The sequence below is a fragment of the Methylobacterium sp. 1A genome (assembly GCF_058072805.1).
In genome coordinates, this window is record NZ_JBYQVE010000001.1 from 1,679,513 (window position 1) to 1,695,299 (window position 15,787).

The window sequence follows — 15,787 nt, forward strand, 5'->3', positions numbered from 1 at the left end:
GAGACACGATGCGAGCCCTCCAACTGTTCGGCGACCGCGACCTGCGCCTCACCGAGATCGAGCCGCCGCCCGCGCCCGGCCCCGGCGAGGTCCGGATCCGCATCCGCGCGGTCGGCCTCAACTTCATCGACGTCTGGGGCTTCCGCGGCATGGCCTTCGCCAAGCGGAAGATGCCGCTGATCGTCGGCGCGGAGGCGGCCGGGACCGTCGAGTCGGTCGGGGCGGGCGTCACCGTCCTCGTCGCGGGCGACCGGGTCGTGCCGTACGGCGCCATGACCTGCGGCGAGTGCAAGGCCTGCCGCGAGGGGCGCGACAACCTCTGCGAGGACGTGTCCGGCGTGATGGGCTTCCATCTCGACGGCTTCGCCCGGGAGCTGGTGACCATGCCGGCCCGCCTCGTCGTGAAGGTGCCGGACGGCGTCAGCGACACCGACGCCGCCTGTGCGGGCATCGCCTTCGGCACGGTCCAGCACATGCTGTTCGACAACGCGCGCCTTGAGCCCGGCGAGAGCGTGCTGGTCCATGCCGGCGGCTCCGGGATCGGGACCGCGGCGATCCGCATGGCCAAGGCGATCGGCTGCACCGTCTACACGACGGTCGGCGACGACGAGAAGGGTCGCAAGGCCGCCGAGCTCGGCGCCGACCACGTCATCAACTACCGCACCGAGCGCTTCGAGGGCGAGGTCCGCCGGCTCACGAAGCGCAAGGGCGTCGACGTGGTGTTCGAGCATGTCGGCGCCGATACCTGGAACGGCTCCCTGCTCTGCCTGAAGCGCGGCGGCCGACTCGTGACCTGCGGATCGACCTCGGGCGTCTCGGCGACCATGAACCTGATGCAGCTGTTCCAGCAGCAGTACCGCATCACCGGCTCGTTCGGCTGCTCGCTCGCGAATATCGGGCAGGCCCTCGCCAAGATGGAAGCGGGCATTCGACCGGTGGTGGATACCGTGTACCCGCTGGCGGATTTCGCGCAGGGTCTGGAGCGCCTCGAATCGCGCCGGGTGTTCGGCAAGATCCTCGTCAGCCTGTAGCGCCGGCAGCGGCGCACCCGCCCGGCGCCGCACCGTCACCGGGTGCGGTGATCCGCATTTCGCGCTGCGGGAGACTTGTCGTAAACGTCGCTGTACGGGTGCGCTGGGGGGGCCGCCCGGACCGTATCCTGGAATCGACTGTGCTGCGTCTCGCCCTCCTGCTCAAACGGTCGTACCCGCGCCTCGCGGGCTTCGCGATGATCCCGGTGATCCGCGCCCTGGTGCTGCTGGCCCGGATCCTCGGGCCGGTCCGGTCCACGGCATTCGGCGCCGCGCTCCTGCGAACCCTCGGACCGCTCCTGCCGGCGCACCGCACGGCGATGGCGAACCTCCGGGCGGCCTTCCCCGACATGTCGGAGGCGGAGCGGAAGCGGATCGCCCTGGAGGCCTGGGACAATCTCGGCCGGACGGGGGCCGAGTACGCCCATCTCGACAGCCTGTTCGATTACGATCCCGCCGCCACCGGCGACTTGCGGACGGAGGTCGCCGGGATCGAGCACTTCTACGCCCTGCGCGACGACGGCCGGCCCGGTCTGATCTTCTCGGCGCACTTGGCGAACTGGGAATTGCCGGCGATCTGCGCGGCCAAGTTCGGCCTCGAGGCCACCGCGGTGTTCCGACCGCCGAATAACCCCGCCGCCGCGCGCCTCGTCCAGGAGGTCCGCCGCCGGACGATGGGCGGGCTCGCCGCCTCCACGCCGGGCGCCGTCTTCGCCATGCGCGACGTTGTCGAGACCGGCGGCCACCTGGGTCAGCTGATCGACCAGCACTTCACCCGCGGCGTCGTGGTGGAGTTCCTCGGCCGGCCATGCCTCGCCAACCCCCTCTTGGCCAAGCTCGCCCGCCACTACGACTGCCCGGTGCACGGCGTGCGCGTCGTGCGCCTGCCGGAGGGCCGCTTCCGCCTCGAGCTGACGCCGCCCCTGGACCTGCCCAGGGCGGCCGACGGGACCATCGACGTCGCCGGCGCCATGCAGGCGATGACGGCCGTGGTCGAGGGCTGGGTGCGGGAGAATCCCGGCCAGTGGCTGTGGATGCATCGCCGCTGGCGGCCCGACATGCTGCCCAAGCCGAGAGTGGCGCCGGCGCCACTTCAACCGACAGTAGAGATCTCTCAAGCCAACGTGATTTCACCTTCGGCCTCGCAGACGGTCTGATGGATCGATGACGCCCCGGCACCGCGCCCCGACCCGCGACCGCCGCGCGCTCCGCGCCGCGCTGCTTGCCTGCGCGACGCTGGCCGCGATGCCGGCGCGGGCCGAGCCCGTCCGCGCCGTGGTCGAGCTCTTCACCAGCCAGGGCTGCGGCGCCTGCCGCTCCGCCGACCCGGTCCTGCGCGACCTCGCCCACAAGCCCGGCGTCATCGCCCTGACCCTGCCGGTGACCTACTGGGACTATCTCGGCTGGAAGGACACGCTCGCGCTGCGGCCGCTGACCGAGCGCCAGCGCGCCTACGCGCGGGGCCGCGGGGCCCGACAGGTTTTCACGCCCCAGGTCGTGGTCGACGGCAACGGCTTCGCTGTCGGGTCCGACCGGCCGGCCCTGGAGCGCCTGATCCGCGATGCCTGCCAGCACGGCGGGCTGCCGGTGCCGGTGCGCGGGGAGACCAACGGCGACCGGATCCTGGTGGAGGTCGGGGCGGCCCCGGAGGCCAAGACCGAGATCCGCGGCGACGTCTGGCTGGTACCCGTGCTCCGCAGCCGCGCCATCGCGATCCAGTCCGGGGAGAACGGCGGCCGGACGGCGACCTACGTCAACGTCGTCCGCGGCATGCAGCGGCTCGGTCCCTGGACGGGCCAGCCGACCCGCTTCGAGGTGCCCGACACCCAGGCCCGCGTCGCCGACGCGGACAGCTGGGTTGTCCTGCTTCAGGGCGCGGCCGACGGCAAGCCGGGCCGCATCTTCGGGGCCGCCAAGGGACCGGGGCTCTAGGAGCGGGGTCGCGCGCTGCTACTCCAGCGAGATCGGGTCGATCTGCCGGCGGCCCTCGCGCCGGTGGCGCGCCCGGGACGCGTCGGCGAGCGACGACAGGCGAGCGTCGAGGCGCTCGGACAGGCGGCCCACCAGCCCGATCAACCCGTCGATCATCCGGCTGACGCCTGCGACCGTCCCGGTCACGGCTCCGACGATCCCGTTCTCGATGGCACGACCGATTCGGCGAACACGCTGCATGACGACTGTCTCTAGGTGGGCGGCGCCGGCGGCGCCCCGATCCGCGGCAGGTAGGGCGGCCGCCCCGGCCCGTGATGCGGCCGAAAGCGGCGCGGGTCCGCGCCGCGGGAGCGGAACCTTCGCGCGGCGCGGCCGGAGCGCTCGAACCGGCGGGTCGGCAGGCTCGTTGCATGGGTGAGCCGCCCGCCGTCCCGCGCGGGCGCCCCAGATCGAGGGTCGGCCATGCGGCGACGCCCGTTCCTGTCCGGGATGTTCGCCGCCCTGTCGCTGGCCGGCCGCCCCGCCCGCGCGGCGGATACGGGCGTCGACCTCCTCCTCGTCCTCGCGGTGGACGTGTCACTCAGCATCAGCGAGGCCCGGTTCGACCTCGAGCGCCGCGGCTACGCCGAGGCCTTCGGCGACCCGCGCGTGCTGCGCGCCATCGGCGACGGCCCGACCGGGCGCATCGGCGTCGCCCTGTTCGACTGGGCCGGACCCGGCGAGCAGCAGGTCGCGGTCGACTGGATGGTGATCGCCTCGGCGCAGGACGCGGCCGCCTTCGCGGCGCGCCTCCGCGCGGTGCCGCGCCCGTTCTACGGACGCACCGCCATCGGCTCGGCGATCGGTTTCGCCGCCGACCTTCTGGCCCGCGCGCCGTTCCGCGCCGAGCGCCGGGTGATCGACATCTCCGGTGACGGCACCGGCAATGCCGGGCGGCCCATCGCCGAGGCCCGGGACGCCGCCGTCGCGGCCGGCATCACGGTCAACGGCATCGTCATCCTCACCGAACCCGAGGGGATGCCGGCCTTCCTGAAAGAGCATACCAATCCGGCGGGCGGCCTGGCCGCGTATTACCGGAGCGTCGTGATCGGCGGGGAGGGCGCCTTCGTGATGACCGCCGAGAGCTTCGCGGCCTTCGGCCGCTCGCTCATCGCGAAGCTCGTGCGCGAGATCTCCTGACCGTCAACCGGATCCCAGAGGACCGACCATCGATGCGCCTTGCCGTCCTCCAGTTCACGCACGAGACCGTCACGTTCCTGCCGAACGACACGACCCGGGACGACTTCATCTATCCCGGCTCACCGGCTGCCGGGGCCGCGCTGCTCGCCACCGATCCCAAGGGCTACATGGGCGGCTTCGTGCAGGTGGCGCGGGAGTACGACGGCGTCGAGCTCGTGGGGATCACCTCGCCGCTCTGGCCGCGCACCGGCACCGCCTCGGGCTGGATCACCGCCGACGCCTACGCGCATTTCCTCGGGCAGATGGTGGCGGAGCTGCGGGCGCAGGGCCCGTTCGACGGGGTCTACCTCGCCCTGCACGGCGCGATGGCGGTGCGCGGCGTCCCCAGGCCGGAGGCCGACATCGCCCGGCAGGTGCGCGCCGCGGTGGGCGAGGGGGTGATCCTGGTCGGGACCTTCGACCTGCACGGCAACGAGGACGCCGCCTTCCTCGACCACGCCGACATGGCTTTCGCGGTGAAGTACTTCCCGCATTACGACGGCCACCTGCAGGGGCAGCGGGCCGCCCGGATGCTGGTGCGCGCCGTGCGCGGCGACTTCCGGCCGGCGCACCGGACCCTCAAGGTGCCGATCCTCTCGCCGACCGTCGTGCAGTGGACCGGCGCCGCACCGTGGTCCGACCTCGTGCAGCGGGCCCTCGTCTGGGAGGCGCGCGAGCCGGACGTGTACGTCAACGTCTTCTTCGGCTTCCCGTGGGGCGACGCCCCGGACGGCGGGATGACCGTGCAGGCGATCACCGACGACGACCCGGCCCTCGCCGAGCGGGTGGCGCGGGACGTCGCGGATTTCGCGTGGCGGCAGCGGCGCGCGCTGCTCGAGGCGACGCGGATCCACACGATCGCCGACGGCGTGCGCCTCGCCCGGGCGGCGGTGGCGGAGGGGGCCGCCCCGGTCGTCCTCGCCGACCACAGCGACCGGTCGGGCCGGGCGACCTGGCTGCTGCGCGAGATCCTCCGGCAGGGCCTCGCCCGCACCCTGGTCGCCACCGTGGCGTCGCCCGACATCGCGACGGGGTCCCTCGCGGCCGGCGACCCGTTCGACGCGCCGGTCGGCGGTGGCGGCGACCCGTCCGCGGGCGACCCGGTGCGCATCACCGGGACCGTGCTGCGCGTCGTCGCCGCGCCGGAGCCCGGCGTCGCCGGCAGCGGCGGCGGAGGCACCTGGATCTGCGTCGCGTTCGGGGCCGGCAACGTCCTCGTGCTGAGCCCGCAGCTCGCGCAGATCGTCGAGCCCGACGAGCTGTGGCGGCTCGGCCTGGACCCGGCGGATTTCGACGTCGTGGCGATCAAGTCGCGGGTGCATTTCCGGCGCGGCTTCGACGACAGCGGCTACGCCCGCACGATCCTGCTGGTGGAGCCGCCGGAGCCGTTCCTCGGCACGGTGCGCCTCGATCACCTCGCCTACGCGCAGATGCGGGCCGCCGACTTCTTCCCCTACGGCGACCCGCCCGGGCCCGTCCCGTCCGACCCGTGACCGGTCCGGCGGGGACGACAGGTGGCGGCCGCCGTCACCCGCCGGTGCTCGCCCCGCACGTGCGAGGGCGCTAGGTTCATCCCGCACGCGCTCGGTGAAGCGCGGCGAGGGAGAGACGGGATGCGGATTCCGGCCGACAGGCTGACCGCCTACGTGCGGGACATCTTCGTGCGCGAGGGCTGCGCCGAGCCGGAGGCCGAGCGCATCGGCCGCTTCCTCGTGGCGGCGAACCTCACCGGCCACGACAGCCACGGCGTCGTCCGCGTCACCCGCTACGTCGAGTGGCTGCGCGCCGGCGAGGTCGAGGCCGGCCGCACGCCCGAGATCGTGACCGACGCGCCGAACTTCGCCCTCGTCGACGCCCATTACGGGTTCGGGCAGACGGCCGGCCCCGTCGCCGTCGATCTCGGGATCGCCAAGGCGCGGGCGAACGGCGTCGCGATCATCGCCCTGCGGCATGCCGGGCATATCGGCCGGATCGGCGAGTGGGCCGAGCGGGCGGCGGCGGCGGGGCTCGTCTCGGTCCATTTCGTCAACGTGGCGGGCAGCCTCCTCGTGGCGCCGTTCGGCTCCGTGGAGCGCCGCTTCTCGACGGCGCCCTTCGCGGCCGGCTTCCCGGTCCCGGGGGGCGACCCGATCATCCTCGACTTCGCCACCTCGCTGGTCGCCGAGGGCAAGGTGCTGGTGGCTTCCCGAGGCGGCAAGCCGCTGCCCGAGGGCGCGCTGATCGAGCCCGACGGCCGCCTCAGCGCCGACCCGGCGACCCTGTTCGGCCCGCTGGAGGGCGTCGAGCGCGACAACCAGCGCGGGGCGGGTGCGATCCGGGCGTTCGGCGAGCACAAGGGCTCCGGCCTCGCGCTGATGTGCGAGCTATTGGCCGGCGCGCTCACTGGCTCCGGCACGGCCGGGCCCGGGCAGCGGCGGATCTGCAACGGCATGCTGTCGATCTACGTCACGCCGTCGGCCCTCGGCACCGAGGACGCCCTCGCGGCCGAGACGCGGGCCTATCTCGACTTCTTCAAGAGCGCCAAGCCGATGCCGGGCGCCGAGGTCCTGCTGCCCGGCGAGCCGGAGCGACGGATGCGCGCCGAGCGCCTCGCCGAGGGCGTGCCGCTGCCCGAGCCCGTCTGGGAGACCCTGCTCGCCGCCGGCCGGCCGCACGGCCTCGACGGCAACGCCTATCGCACCTGAGCCGGGAACGACCCGGCACGACACCACGCTCGGCGGCGACCCCCGGCCTCAACGGGGGCGCCGCACGGACCGGGGACGCCATACCCGGAAGACGGGAGGAGCCCACGATGCCTCGCTTGCGCTGGCTCATGATCGGCCTCTGCATGGCCGCCAACGCCATCAACTACATCGACCGCGCCAATCTGGCGGTCGCCGCGCCGTCCATGTCCAAGGAGCTCGGGCTCGACGCCACCGACATGGGCCTGATCCTGTCGGGCTTCTTCTGGACCTACGCGATCATGCAGCTGCCCTTCGGCTACGTGGCCGACCGGGTCGGCGCGCGGCTCTCCCTCGTCGTCGCGGTGGTCTGGTGGTCGGCCTGCACGGCGCTGACCGCGGTGGGACGGGGGTTCCTGTCCCTGCTCGGCCTGCGCATGCTGCTCGGCATCGGCGAGGCCGGGGCCTACCCGTCCTTCGCCAAGGTCGCGGCCTCGTGGTTCCCGCGCGGCGAGCGCAGCTTCGCGAGCAGCATCTTCGACAGCGGCTCCCGCGTGGGCTCGGCCCTGGCGATCCCGCTGGTCTCCTGGGTCATCGCGACGCTGGGCTGGCGGGAATCCTTCGTCGTCACCGGCGTGCTGGGCTTCGTCTGGGCGGTGTTCTGGATGTGGCTCTACCGCGAGCCCGAGAACCACCCGAAGGTGTCGCCGGAGGAGCTCGCCCGACTGCGGGCCGCGCAGGAGCGGCCGAAGACCGTCGACGCGGCGGATGCCCAGAACCAGGTGCCCTGGTTGTCGCTGTTCCGCTACCGCACGGTCTGGGGCATGATGGCCGGGTTCTTCTGCCTCAACTTCGTGATCTACTTCTTCATCACGTGGTTCCCGACCTACCTGGTCAAGGCGCGGGGCTTCTCCCTTGCGGAGCTCGGAACGCTCGGCAGCCTGCCGGCCCTGGCGTCGATCCCCGCGGGCTGGCTCGGCGGCTTCGCGTCGGACGCGCTCTACCGCCGCGGCTGGAGCCTCACCGCGGCCCGCAAGACCTGCCTCGTCGGCGGCATGCTGATGTCGTCGGTGATCACCCTGTCGATCATCGCCCCGAACATCTACGTGGCGCTGCTGTGCTTCGCGGTCGCCTACGGCAGCCTCGCCTTCACGGCGGCCTCGATCTGGGCGCTGCCCGGCGACGTGGCGCCGACCCCGGCCCACGTGGCCTCGATCGGCGGCATCCAGAACTTCGCGTCGAACGTCGCCGGGATCGTGACGACGACCTTCACCGGCGTCATGCTGACGGTCACCCAGGGCTCGTTCGTGATCCCCCTGATCGTGGCCGGCGGCTTCTGCCTGCTGGGCGCCTTCATCTACCTGTTCGTGGTCGGCGAGATCGCGCCGCTGCCGGTCCGCGACGCTCGCGCCCCGGCCCTGCGCCCCGAAGCGGCGCGGTGACGGCGCGGTGACGGCGACTGGCGCGACGGCATCCGAGGAGAGACCGATGTCCACGTATCCCGTGATCACCCTCCGCCCCGCCGACGGCGTGGCCGTGGCCCGCGGCGCCATCGAGCCGGGAACGCCGGTCGCCGACGGCGTCGCGGCGGCGGAGCGGATCCCGGCCGGCCACAAGGTCGCGGTCCGGGCCCACCGGAGCGGCGACCCGGTGACCAAGTACGGGCAGATCATCGGCTTCGCCAAGGCGGACATCGCGGCCGGTCGCCACGTCCACGTCCACAATCTCGGGATGGGCGAGTTCGCCCGGGACTACGCGTTCGGGGTCGATGCGACGCCGACCCAGCTGGTGACGCCGCCCGCGACCTTCCAGGGCATCCGCCGACCCGACGGGCGCGTGGCGACGCGCAACTACGTCGGCATCCTCACCTCGGTGAATTGCAGCGCGCACGTCGCCGACCTGATCGCCGACGCGTTCCGGCGGCACCCGATCCTCGGCCTCGACCCGCTCGCCCCCTATCCCAACGTCGACGGTGTCGTGGCGCTGACCCACAAGACCGGCTGCGGCATGGCGATGGGCGAGCCGCTCCGGCTCCTGCGGCGGACGCTCGCGGGCTACGCGCGGCACGTCAACTTCTCCCACATCGTCATGATCGGGCTCGGCTGCGAGGTGAACCAGATCGGCGCCTTCCTGGAGGAGCAGGGGCTCGGCGGCCGGATCCGCAGCATGAACATCCAGAGCCTCGGCGGCACCCGGAAGACCGTCGAGGCCGGGATCGAGTTCGTGACCGGCATCCTGACCGAAGCGAACGTGGTCCACCGCGAGCCGGTGCCGGCGAGCGAGCTGATCGTCGCCCTGCAGTGCGGCGGCTCGGACGGGTATTCCGGCGTGTCGGCCAACCCGGCGCTGGGGATCGCCAGCGACCTCGTGGTGCGGAACGGCGGCACGGTGATCCTGTCGGAGACCACCGAGACCTACGGCGCCGAGCACCTGTTCACCCGCCGCGCTATCAGCCCGGAGGTCGGCCAGAAGCTTGTCGACCTGATGCACTGGTGGGAGGAGTACACCCGCAAGGAGGGCTCGGAGATCGACGCGAACCCGTCGCCGGGCAACAAGGCCGGCGGCCTGACCACGATCCTGGAGAAGTCCCTCGGCGCCATGGCGAAGGCCGGCAGCACCAACTTGGTCGACGTGCTGCGCTACGCCGACCCCGTCACCGCCAAGGGCTTCGTCTTCATGGACACGCCCGGCTACGACCCGGTCTCGGCGACCGGGCAGGTCGCGGGCGGCGCGAACCTCGTCTGCTTCACCACCGGCCGCGGTAGCGTGTTCGGCTGCAAACCGTCGCCCTCGATCAAGATCGCCACCAACTCGGCCATGTACCGTCGACTCGAGGAGGACATGGACGTCAATTGCGGCACGATCCTCGACGGCGCGGAGAGCGTGGAGCAGGCCGGCCACCGGATCTTCGACCTCATCCTGCGGGTCGCCGGCGGCGAGCGGACGAAGAGCGAGCAGTTCGATTTCGGCGCATCGGAATTCGCCCCCTGGCAGATCGGCGCGACCGTGTGAGGGAGCGGGGCGCGCGCTCCGCCGTCATCGCGAGCGCAGCGCGGCGATCCGGGGAGGCGAAACTTCGGTGAGTGTGGCGCAGCCCTGGATTGCTTCGCTGCGCACGCAGAGACGGCCATTCCGACCGCCGTGCAGGCCTGGTCTCAGAGGTCGGTCCGGACCACGTGCGGGAAGCTCAGGATGAAGTCGGGGCCGAAGGCCGTGACCGGCGTGTGGAAGCCGGGCGCGACGGTGCCGGCAGCGACGCGGCGGGCCGCCTCCAAGGCGGTCCAGACGGTGAGCGTATAGCCCTCGGGCGTCTCCATCCGGCTCGCCGCGCGGCGGCCGGCGCCGTCCCAGGCCTCCGCCAGGAAGGTGCTGCGGGCCTTCTCGCGCGCGGCGGCCGAAGGGCCCTCCGGCAGCCGGTCGATGCCGCGATTGATCAGGCGCTGCGCGGTGCCGCCCGCGATGATGCGGCGGATGCCGGCGGGCAGGCCGGCCGCCGCCGCCATGGCGGGGAAGGCCTCGAAGTAGACGTCGATGTTCGGGACACCGGTCGAGTACCACGCGCTCGACACGTCGCCCCAGCCGAGCCCGACGGTCCGGCGCGGTCCCGTTCCGAAATCCGCGGTGGCGCGCGGCGGGCTCGGCAACTCGACGATGCGCCCGTCCCGGCGCACCCGCGTGCCCCAGGCGATGCCCTCCACCATGGTGCGGGCGGTGCCGCGGCTGAAGCCGCCGAACCCGCCGATGGAGATGCGCAGATGCGTCGCGCCGGGAACGCGGCCGGCCACGTGGGCGGCGAGGCAGTCGCTCGGCACCACGTCGAAGCCCGCCGCCGGCAGGAGGACGATGCCGGCCGCCTTCGCGGCCGCATCCTTGGCCGCGAGGGCCTCCAGCACGGCGATCTCGCCGGTGATGTCGACGTAGTGCGCGCCGGCCGCGAGGCAGGCCTCGGCCATCGGCCGCGCCGTCCGCGAGAACGGGCCGGCCGCGTGGATCACCGCCGCCACGCCCGCGAGGGCGGATTGCAGGCCCGCGGCATCGTCGAGCCGCGCGGCCCGCATCTCGAGGTTCAGCCGGGCCGCCAGCGGCCGCAGCTTCTCGGGATCGCGCCCGGCCAGGATCGGGCGCAACCCCTGCCCGACGGCGTGCGCGGCCAGGAGCTGCCCGGTATAGCCGGTGGCGCCGTAGATCAGGATCGCGGTCATCCCGGGGTTCTGACACCGCTTCCGCCGGTGTCAAAGCGCGCGCCGCGTCGCCGCCCCGGATGCTAGGGCTGCGCCGATCCGATCGTCCCGCGGCGGGGATCTGACACCCTCCGTCCCCGCCCGAACAGGAGCCGAGGCACGATGTACGAGCGTAACCTCCCGCCGCGCGCGCGCCGCGCCAGCCGCCGGATCGTCTGCCTTGGCGCTGTCCTCCTGGGCCTGGCCGCGCCCGCCCAGGCCGGTGACGGGCCGGTGGTCCTGAAGGCGCCGTCGGACGCGAGCCCCGGCATCGCCGCCATGCCGCAGATCGCCGCGCCGGCCGACGAGGCCGAGCGTCGGATCAACGCGGCGCTGAAGCGCCTCGACGCGCGGGCCCTGAAGGCCGAGCAGGCGTGCAAGGATCAGGGCGGGAAGAACAGTTCCTGGGAGCGCACCGTCCAGGCTCCGATGCGCGGCCCGCGCTTCCTGAGCTTCGTCATCTTCGACAGCGGGTTCTGCGGCGGCGCGCACCCGAATAGCGGCACGATGTCGATCGTCTACGATCTCACCACCGGCGCCCCGGTCGACTGGACGACCCTGCTGCCCAACTCCCTGACCGGCAAGCTCGCCCTGGCGGAGGGCCCGGGCGGGACCAAGATGGTGACGCTCGCGTCGAAGAGGCTGCACGCCCTCTACCTCGCGGGCTATCGTCCGAAGACGGGCGATCCGAAGGCGGACGACGCCGACAAGGAGTGCCGCGAGGCCGTCGCCGAAACTTATGACGGGCAGCCGCCGGCCATGATGGCGTGGCTCGACGCCAAGACCGGCGGCCTCGCGGTGCAGTTCGACCTCGCGCACGTCGTCCAGGCCTGTGCCGACCCGGTGGTGATTCCCGTGGCGACGTTGCGTCGGGAGGGTGCGCAGCCGCTCCTGGCCGTCGCGCTGGAATCCGCCCACGCGCAGGCCTCGAAGTGACGCGATCGGCCACAGCGTGTTCGGCCTCGACGCGGGCCCCCGACGGTGTAGCGTGAGTCCGCGACGGCGCGATGCCAGCGCGCCGTGTCCGAGGGGCGGCCCATGTCCGGATCCGGCGTAGTCGACGAGGCGGCCGCGGCGGCGAGCGAGCCTTTCGGCGCGTTCGCGGCCGGCCTGACGGACCTGTCGCCCCTGCGGCGGGCGGTGGTCGCGGCCTGCCGGCGGCCCGAGCAGGACTGCGTGCTCCCGCTCCTCGAAGAAGCGCGCCTGCCGCCCGAGGCGGCTCGGCACGTCGCCGAGGACGCGCGGCGCCTCGTCGAGACCCTGCGGCGCCAGGGCACCCGCGGCGGCGTCGAGGGGCTGATCCACGAGTACGCGCTGTCGAGCCAGGAGGGCGTGGCGCTGATGTGCCTCGCCGAGGCGCTGCTGCGCATCCCCGACGCGGCGACACGGGACGCGCTGATCCGCGACAAGATCGCCGGCGGCGACTGGGCCGCCCATCTCGGGCACAGCCCGTCGCCCTTCGTCAACGCGGCGACCTGGGGCCTGCTCGTGACCGGCAGGCTCGCGGCGACCCGGGACGAGGCCGGCCTGTCGGCCGCGCTCACCCGGTTGATCGCCCGCGGCGGCGAGCCCGTGATCCGGACCGGCGTCGATCTCGCCATGCGGATGATGGGCGAGCAGTTCGTGGCGGGGCGAACCATCGCCGAGGCCCTGCGGCACGCGGCGCGGCTCGAGGCGAAGGGCTTCACCTACTCGTACGACATGCTCGGCGAGGCCGCCGTGACCGCCGAGGACGCCGAGCGCTACCGGCGCGCCTACGCGGACGCGATCGCGGCGATCGGCGCGGCCTCTGCCGGGCGCGGCGTGCTCCGCGGCCCTGGAATCTCGATCAAGCTGTCGGCGCTCCATCCCCGCTACGCCCGCGCGCAGCGCGACCGGGTCCTGGCCGAACTCTATCCCCGCGTGCGGGACCTCGCCCGCCTCGCCGAGGGGCACGGCATCGGTCTCAACATCGACGCCGAGGAGGCCGACCGCCTCGACCTGTCGCTCGACATCCTGGAGCGTCTCGCCGCCGAGCCCGATCTCGCCGGCTGGGACGGGCTCGGCTTCGTGGTCCAGGCCTACGGCAAGCGCTGCCCGTTCGTTATCGACGTGCTGATCGACCTCGCGCGGCGGTGCCGCCGGCGGCTGATGGTGCGCCTCGTGAAGGGCGCCTACTGGGACAGCGAGATCAAGCGGGCGCAGGTCGACGGTCTGGCGGATTTCCCGGTCTTCACCCGGAAGGTCCATACCGACGTCTCGTACCTCGCCTGCGCGCGCCGGCTGCTCGCGGCGCCCGACGCGGTCTTCCCGCAATTCGCCACCCACAACGCCCAGACCCTCGCGAGCATCGTCGAGATGGCCGGCCCGGATTTCCGGCTCGGCCAGTACGAGTTCCAGTGCCTGCACGGCATGGGCGAGCCGCTCTACGAGGCGGTCGTCGCCGGCGAGATCCTGCAGCGGCCCTGCCGCATCTACGCGCCCGTGGGCACCCACGAGACCCTGCTCGCCTACCTGGTGCGGCGCCTCCTGGAGAACGGGGCCAACACGTCCTTCGTCAACCGGGTCGCCGACAAGGCCGTGCCGGTGGCGGATCTGATCGCCGACCCCGTCGTCGCCGTCGAGGCCGCGCCGGATCCCGGCGCGCCGCATCCGCGGATCGCGGCCCCCCGGGCGCTCTACGGCCCGGCCCGCGCCAACGCGGCCGGGCTCGACCTCGCCGACGAGGCGGCCCTCGCCCAGCTGTCGGACGGGTTGGCGGCGAGCGGCCGCACCGCGTGGCGGGCGGCACCCTCGGGCGCGGACGACGCGGCGGCCGACGAACCCGTCCGCAATCCCGCCGACCGCCGGGACATCGTCGGCTTATACCGGGCGGCGACGGTCGAGACCGTGGCGGTCGCCGTGGCGCGCGCGCAGGCGGGCGCGGCCGGCTGGGCGGCGACGCCGGCGACCGCGCGCGCCGCCTGCCTGCGGCGGGCCGCCGACGCCCTCGAGGCGCAGATGCCGCCGCTGATCGGCCTCGTCGTGCGGGAGGCGGGCAAGACCTGCGCGAGCGCCGTCGCGGAGATCCGCGAGGCGGTCGACTTCCTCCGCTACGCCGCCGCCGAGGCCGAGCGGACCCTCGGGGAAACGCACGCGCCGCTCGGTCCGGTCGCCTGCATCGCGCCGTGGAATTTTCCGCTGGCGATCTTCGTCGGTCAGGTCGCGGCCGCCCTGGCGGCGGGCAACACGGTCCTGGCGAAACCCGCCGAGGAGACCCCGCTGATCGCGGCCGCTGCCGTCCGCGCGCTGCACGCGGCCGGGATTCCCGCCGAGGCGCTGCACCTCCTGCCGGGCGGCGGCCGGGTCGGCGCCGCCCTGGTCGAGGATCCGCGCGTGCAGGGCGTGATGTTCACCGGATCGACGGCGGTGGCCAAGGGCATCCAGCGCGCTCTGGCGGAGCGGCTGAACCGTTTCGGCGAGCCGGTGCCGTTCGTGGCCGAGACCGGCGGCCAGAACGCCCTCGTGGTCGATTCCTCCGCGCTCGCCGAGCAGGTGGTGGCCGATGTCATCGCCTCGGCCTTCGATTCCGCCGGGCAGCGCTGCTCGGCGCTCCGCATCCTGTGCCTGCAGGAGGAGATCGCCGACCGGACGCTGCACATGCTGAAGGGCGCCCTGCGGGAGCTGCGGGTGGGCGACCCGCGGGCCCTGCCCGTCGATGTCGGGCCGGTCATCACCGCCGAGGCCGCCGACCGGGTCGTCGGACACGTGGCGCGGATGCGCGCGCGTGGCTTCCCGGTGGAGCAGTTTCCCCTGCCGCCCGAGGCCGGCGCCGGGACCTTCGTGCCGCCGACCCTGATCGAGATCGGGGCCGTCGCCGATGTCGAGCAGGAGGTGTTCGGGCCGGTGCTGCACGTGCTGCGCTACCGCCGCGACGGCCTCGACGCGCTCCTCGCGGCGATCGACGCGACCGGCTACGGGCTCACCTTCGGGCTGCACAGCCGCATCGACGAGACCATCGACCGGGTCCTCGATCGCGTGCGGGCCGGCAACCGCTACGTCAATCGCAACATCATCGGCGCGGTGGTCGGCGTGCAGCCCTTCGGCGGCTCCGGGCTGTCGGGGACGGGCCCGAAGGCCGGCGGCCCGCTGGCCCTCGGCCGCCTGCTACGGCGATCGCCCGCCGCCGCCCGCGACGGGCTGCCCACCGACGACGGGGCGCTGCGTCCCTACACGGCGTGGCTGCGCTCGCGGCACCGCCACGACCTCGCGGACAGGCTCGAATCCGTCCGCTATCCCGGCCGCGCCGCGATCGCGCTGGCCGGTCCCGTCGGTGAGAGCAACCTGTACGCGCTACGTCCCCGCGGGCGCGTCGCGGCCGTCGCGGCCACCGAGACGGCGCTCCTGCTCCAGCTCGGCGCGATCCTCGGCACGGGCAACGCGGCCGTCGTCATCGGGCCGGACGGGCGCGATCCGGTCCTGGACGGTCTGCCGGAAGCGTGCGCGGCGCGGCTTGCCCGGGCGCCGGATCTCGGGCGCGCAGGCGCGATCGCCGGAATCCTGTTCGCGGGCGACGCCGACGACCTGCTGGCCCTGAACAGGGCCGTCGCGGCCCGCGAGGGCGCGATCCTGCCGATCCAGGCCCGCTGCCCCGAGGCGCTGGCTTCCGGCAATCTCTACGATCCGGCCGGCCTGGTGGAGGAGGTCACCACCACGATCAACACCGCGGCGGCCGGCGGCAATGCCAGCCTGATGAGCGTCGGGTGAG

12 protein-coding genes are annotated in these 15,787 nt (G+C 73.5%); 10 read left to right on the plus strand and 2 right to left on the minus strand.

Going from position 1 to position 15,787, the window contains the following annotated elements:
- Positions 1 to 8 precede the first annotated feature (8 nt).
- From ACX9MN_RS08235 to ACX9MN_RS08245, 3 genes are all read left to right on the plus strand, one after another.
- Positions 9 to 1,031: a zinc-binding dehydrogenase gene (locus tag ACX9MN_RS08235; RefSeq protein WP_489724165.1), complete on the plus strand. Its 1,023-nt coding sequence runs from the start codon at positions 9 to 11 to the stop codon at positions 1,029 to 1,031.
- A gap of 140 nt (positions 1,032 to 1,171) precedes the next feature.
- Positions 1,172 to 2,188, plus strand: coding sequence for a lipid A biosynthesis lauroyl acyltransferase (locus tag ACX9MN_RS08240; RefSeq protein WP_489724166.1), 1,017 nt, complete (start codon positions 1,172 to 1,174; stop codon positions 2,186 to 2,188).
- 7 nt (positions 2,189 to 2,195) lie between these two features.
- Entirely contained in the window at positions 2,196 to 2,963 is a 768-nt protein-coding gene (locus ACX9MN_RS08245; protein WP_020094583.1) for a DUF1223 domain-containing protein, read from the plus strand.
- A gap of 18 nt (positions 2,964 to 2,981) precedes the next feature.
- On the opposite strand, the gene ACX9MN_RS08250 is transcribed toward ACX9MN_RS08245, so the two are convergent.
- Complete coding sequence (locus ACX9MN_RS08250; RefSeq protein ID WP_244526958.1) at positions 2,982 to 3,149, minus strand: hypothetical protein; 168 nt, start codon at positions 3,147 to 3,149, stop codon at positions 2,982 to 2,984.
- 276 nt (positions 3,150 to 3,425) lie between these two features.
- Here ACX9MN_RS08250 and ACX9MN_RS08255 point away from each other — a divergent pair, with 276 nt between their 5' ends.
- The 5 genes from ACX9MN_RS08255 to ACX9MN_RS08275 all read left to right on the plus strand — a co-directional run bounded on the left by ACX9MN_RS08255 (position 3,426) and on the right by ACX9MN_RS08275 (position 9,853).
- Positions 3,426 to 4,142: a DUF1194 domain-containing protein gene (locus ACX9MN_RS08255; protein WP_091680721.1), complete on the plus strand. Its 717-nt coding sequence runs from the start codon at positions 3,426 to 3,428 to the stop codon at positions 4,140 to 4,142.
- A 32-nt stretch (positions 4,143 to 4,174) separates the two neighbouring features.
- A complete protein-coding gene (locus ACX9MN_RS08260; protein ID WP_489724167.1) occupies positions 4,175 to 5,674 on the plus strand; it encodes a M81 family metallopeptidase in 1,500 nt (499 codons plus the stop codon).
- Positions 5,675 to 5,794: 120 nt separating this feature from the next.
- The gene (locus ACX9MN_RS08265) at positions 5,795 to 6,865 is read left to right on the plus strand and encodes a malate/lactate/ureidoglycolate dehydrogenase (protein WP_427509845.1); all 1,071 of its coding nucleotides are present in this window, start codon (positions 5,795 to 5,797) and stop codon (positions 6,863 to 6,865) included.
- A 107-nt stretch (positions 6,866 to 6,972) separates the two neighbouring features.
- Positions 6,973 to 8,283 carry an MFS transporter gene (locus ACX9MN_RS08270; RefSeq protein WP_489724168.1) on the plus strand — a complete coding sequence of 437 codons (1,311 nt, stop codon included), beginning with the start codon at positions 6,973 to 6,975 and terminating at the stop codon, positions 8,281 to 8,283.
- Positions 8,284 to 8,329: 46 nt separating this feature from the next.
- The gene (locus tag ACX9MN_RS08275; protein ID WP_489724169.1) at positions 8,330 to 9,853 is read left to right on the plus strand and encodes a UxaA family hydrolase; all 1,524 of its coding nucleotides are present in this window, start codon (positions 8,330 to 8,332) and stop codon (positions 9,851 to 9,853) included.
- 143 nt (positions 9,854 to 9,996) lie between these two features.
- Here the strand turns inward: ACX9MN_RS08275 and ACX9MN_RS08280 are convergent, their stop codons facing one another.
- Positions 9,997 to 11,043 carry a saccharopine dehydrogenase family protein gene (locus ACX9MN_RS08280; protein WP_091926893.1) on the minus strand — a complete coding sequence of 349 codons (1,047 nt, stop codon included), beginning with the start codon at positions 11,041 to 11,043 and terminating at the stop codon, positions 9,997 to 9,999.
- Between the two features lie 141 nt (positions 11,044 to 11,184).
- Between ACX9MN_RS08280 and ACX9MN_RS08285 the strand changes: the two genes are divergently transcribed.
- Entirely contained in the window at positions 11,185 to 11,997 is an 813-nt protein-coding gene (locus ACX9MN_RS08285) for a polysaccharide deacetylase family protein (RefSeq protein ID WP_489724170.1), read from the plus strand.
- A 102-nt stretch (positions 11,998 to 12,099) separates the two neighbouring features.
- Positions 12,100 to 15,786 (plus strand): trifunctional transcriptional regulator/proline dehydrogenase/L-glutamate gamma-semialdehyde dehydrogenase, encoded by a 3,687-nt coding sequence (gene putA / locus ACX9MN_RS08290; protein ID WP_489724171.1) that lies wholly within the window; start codon positions 12,100 to 12,102, stop codon positions 15,784 to 15,786.
- Position 15,787: the final 1 nt, after the last annotated feature.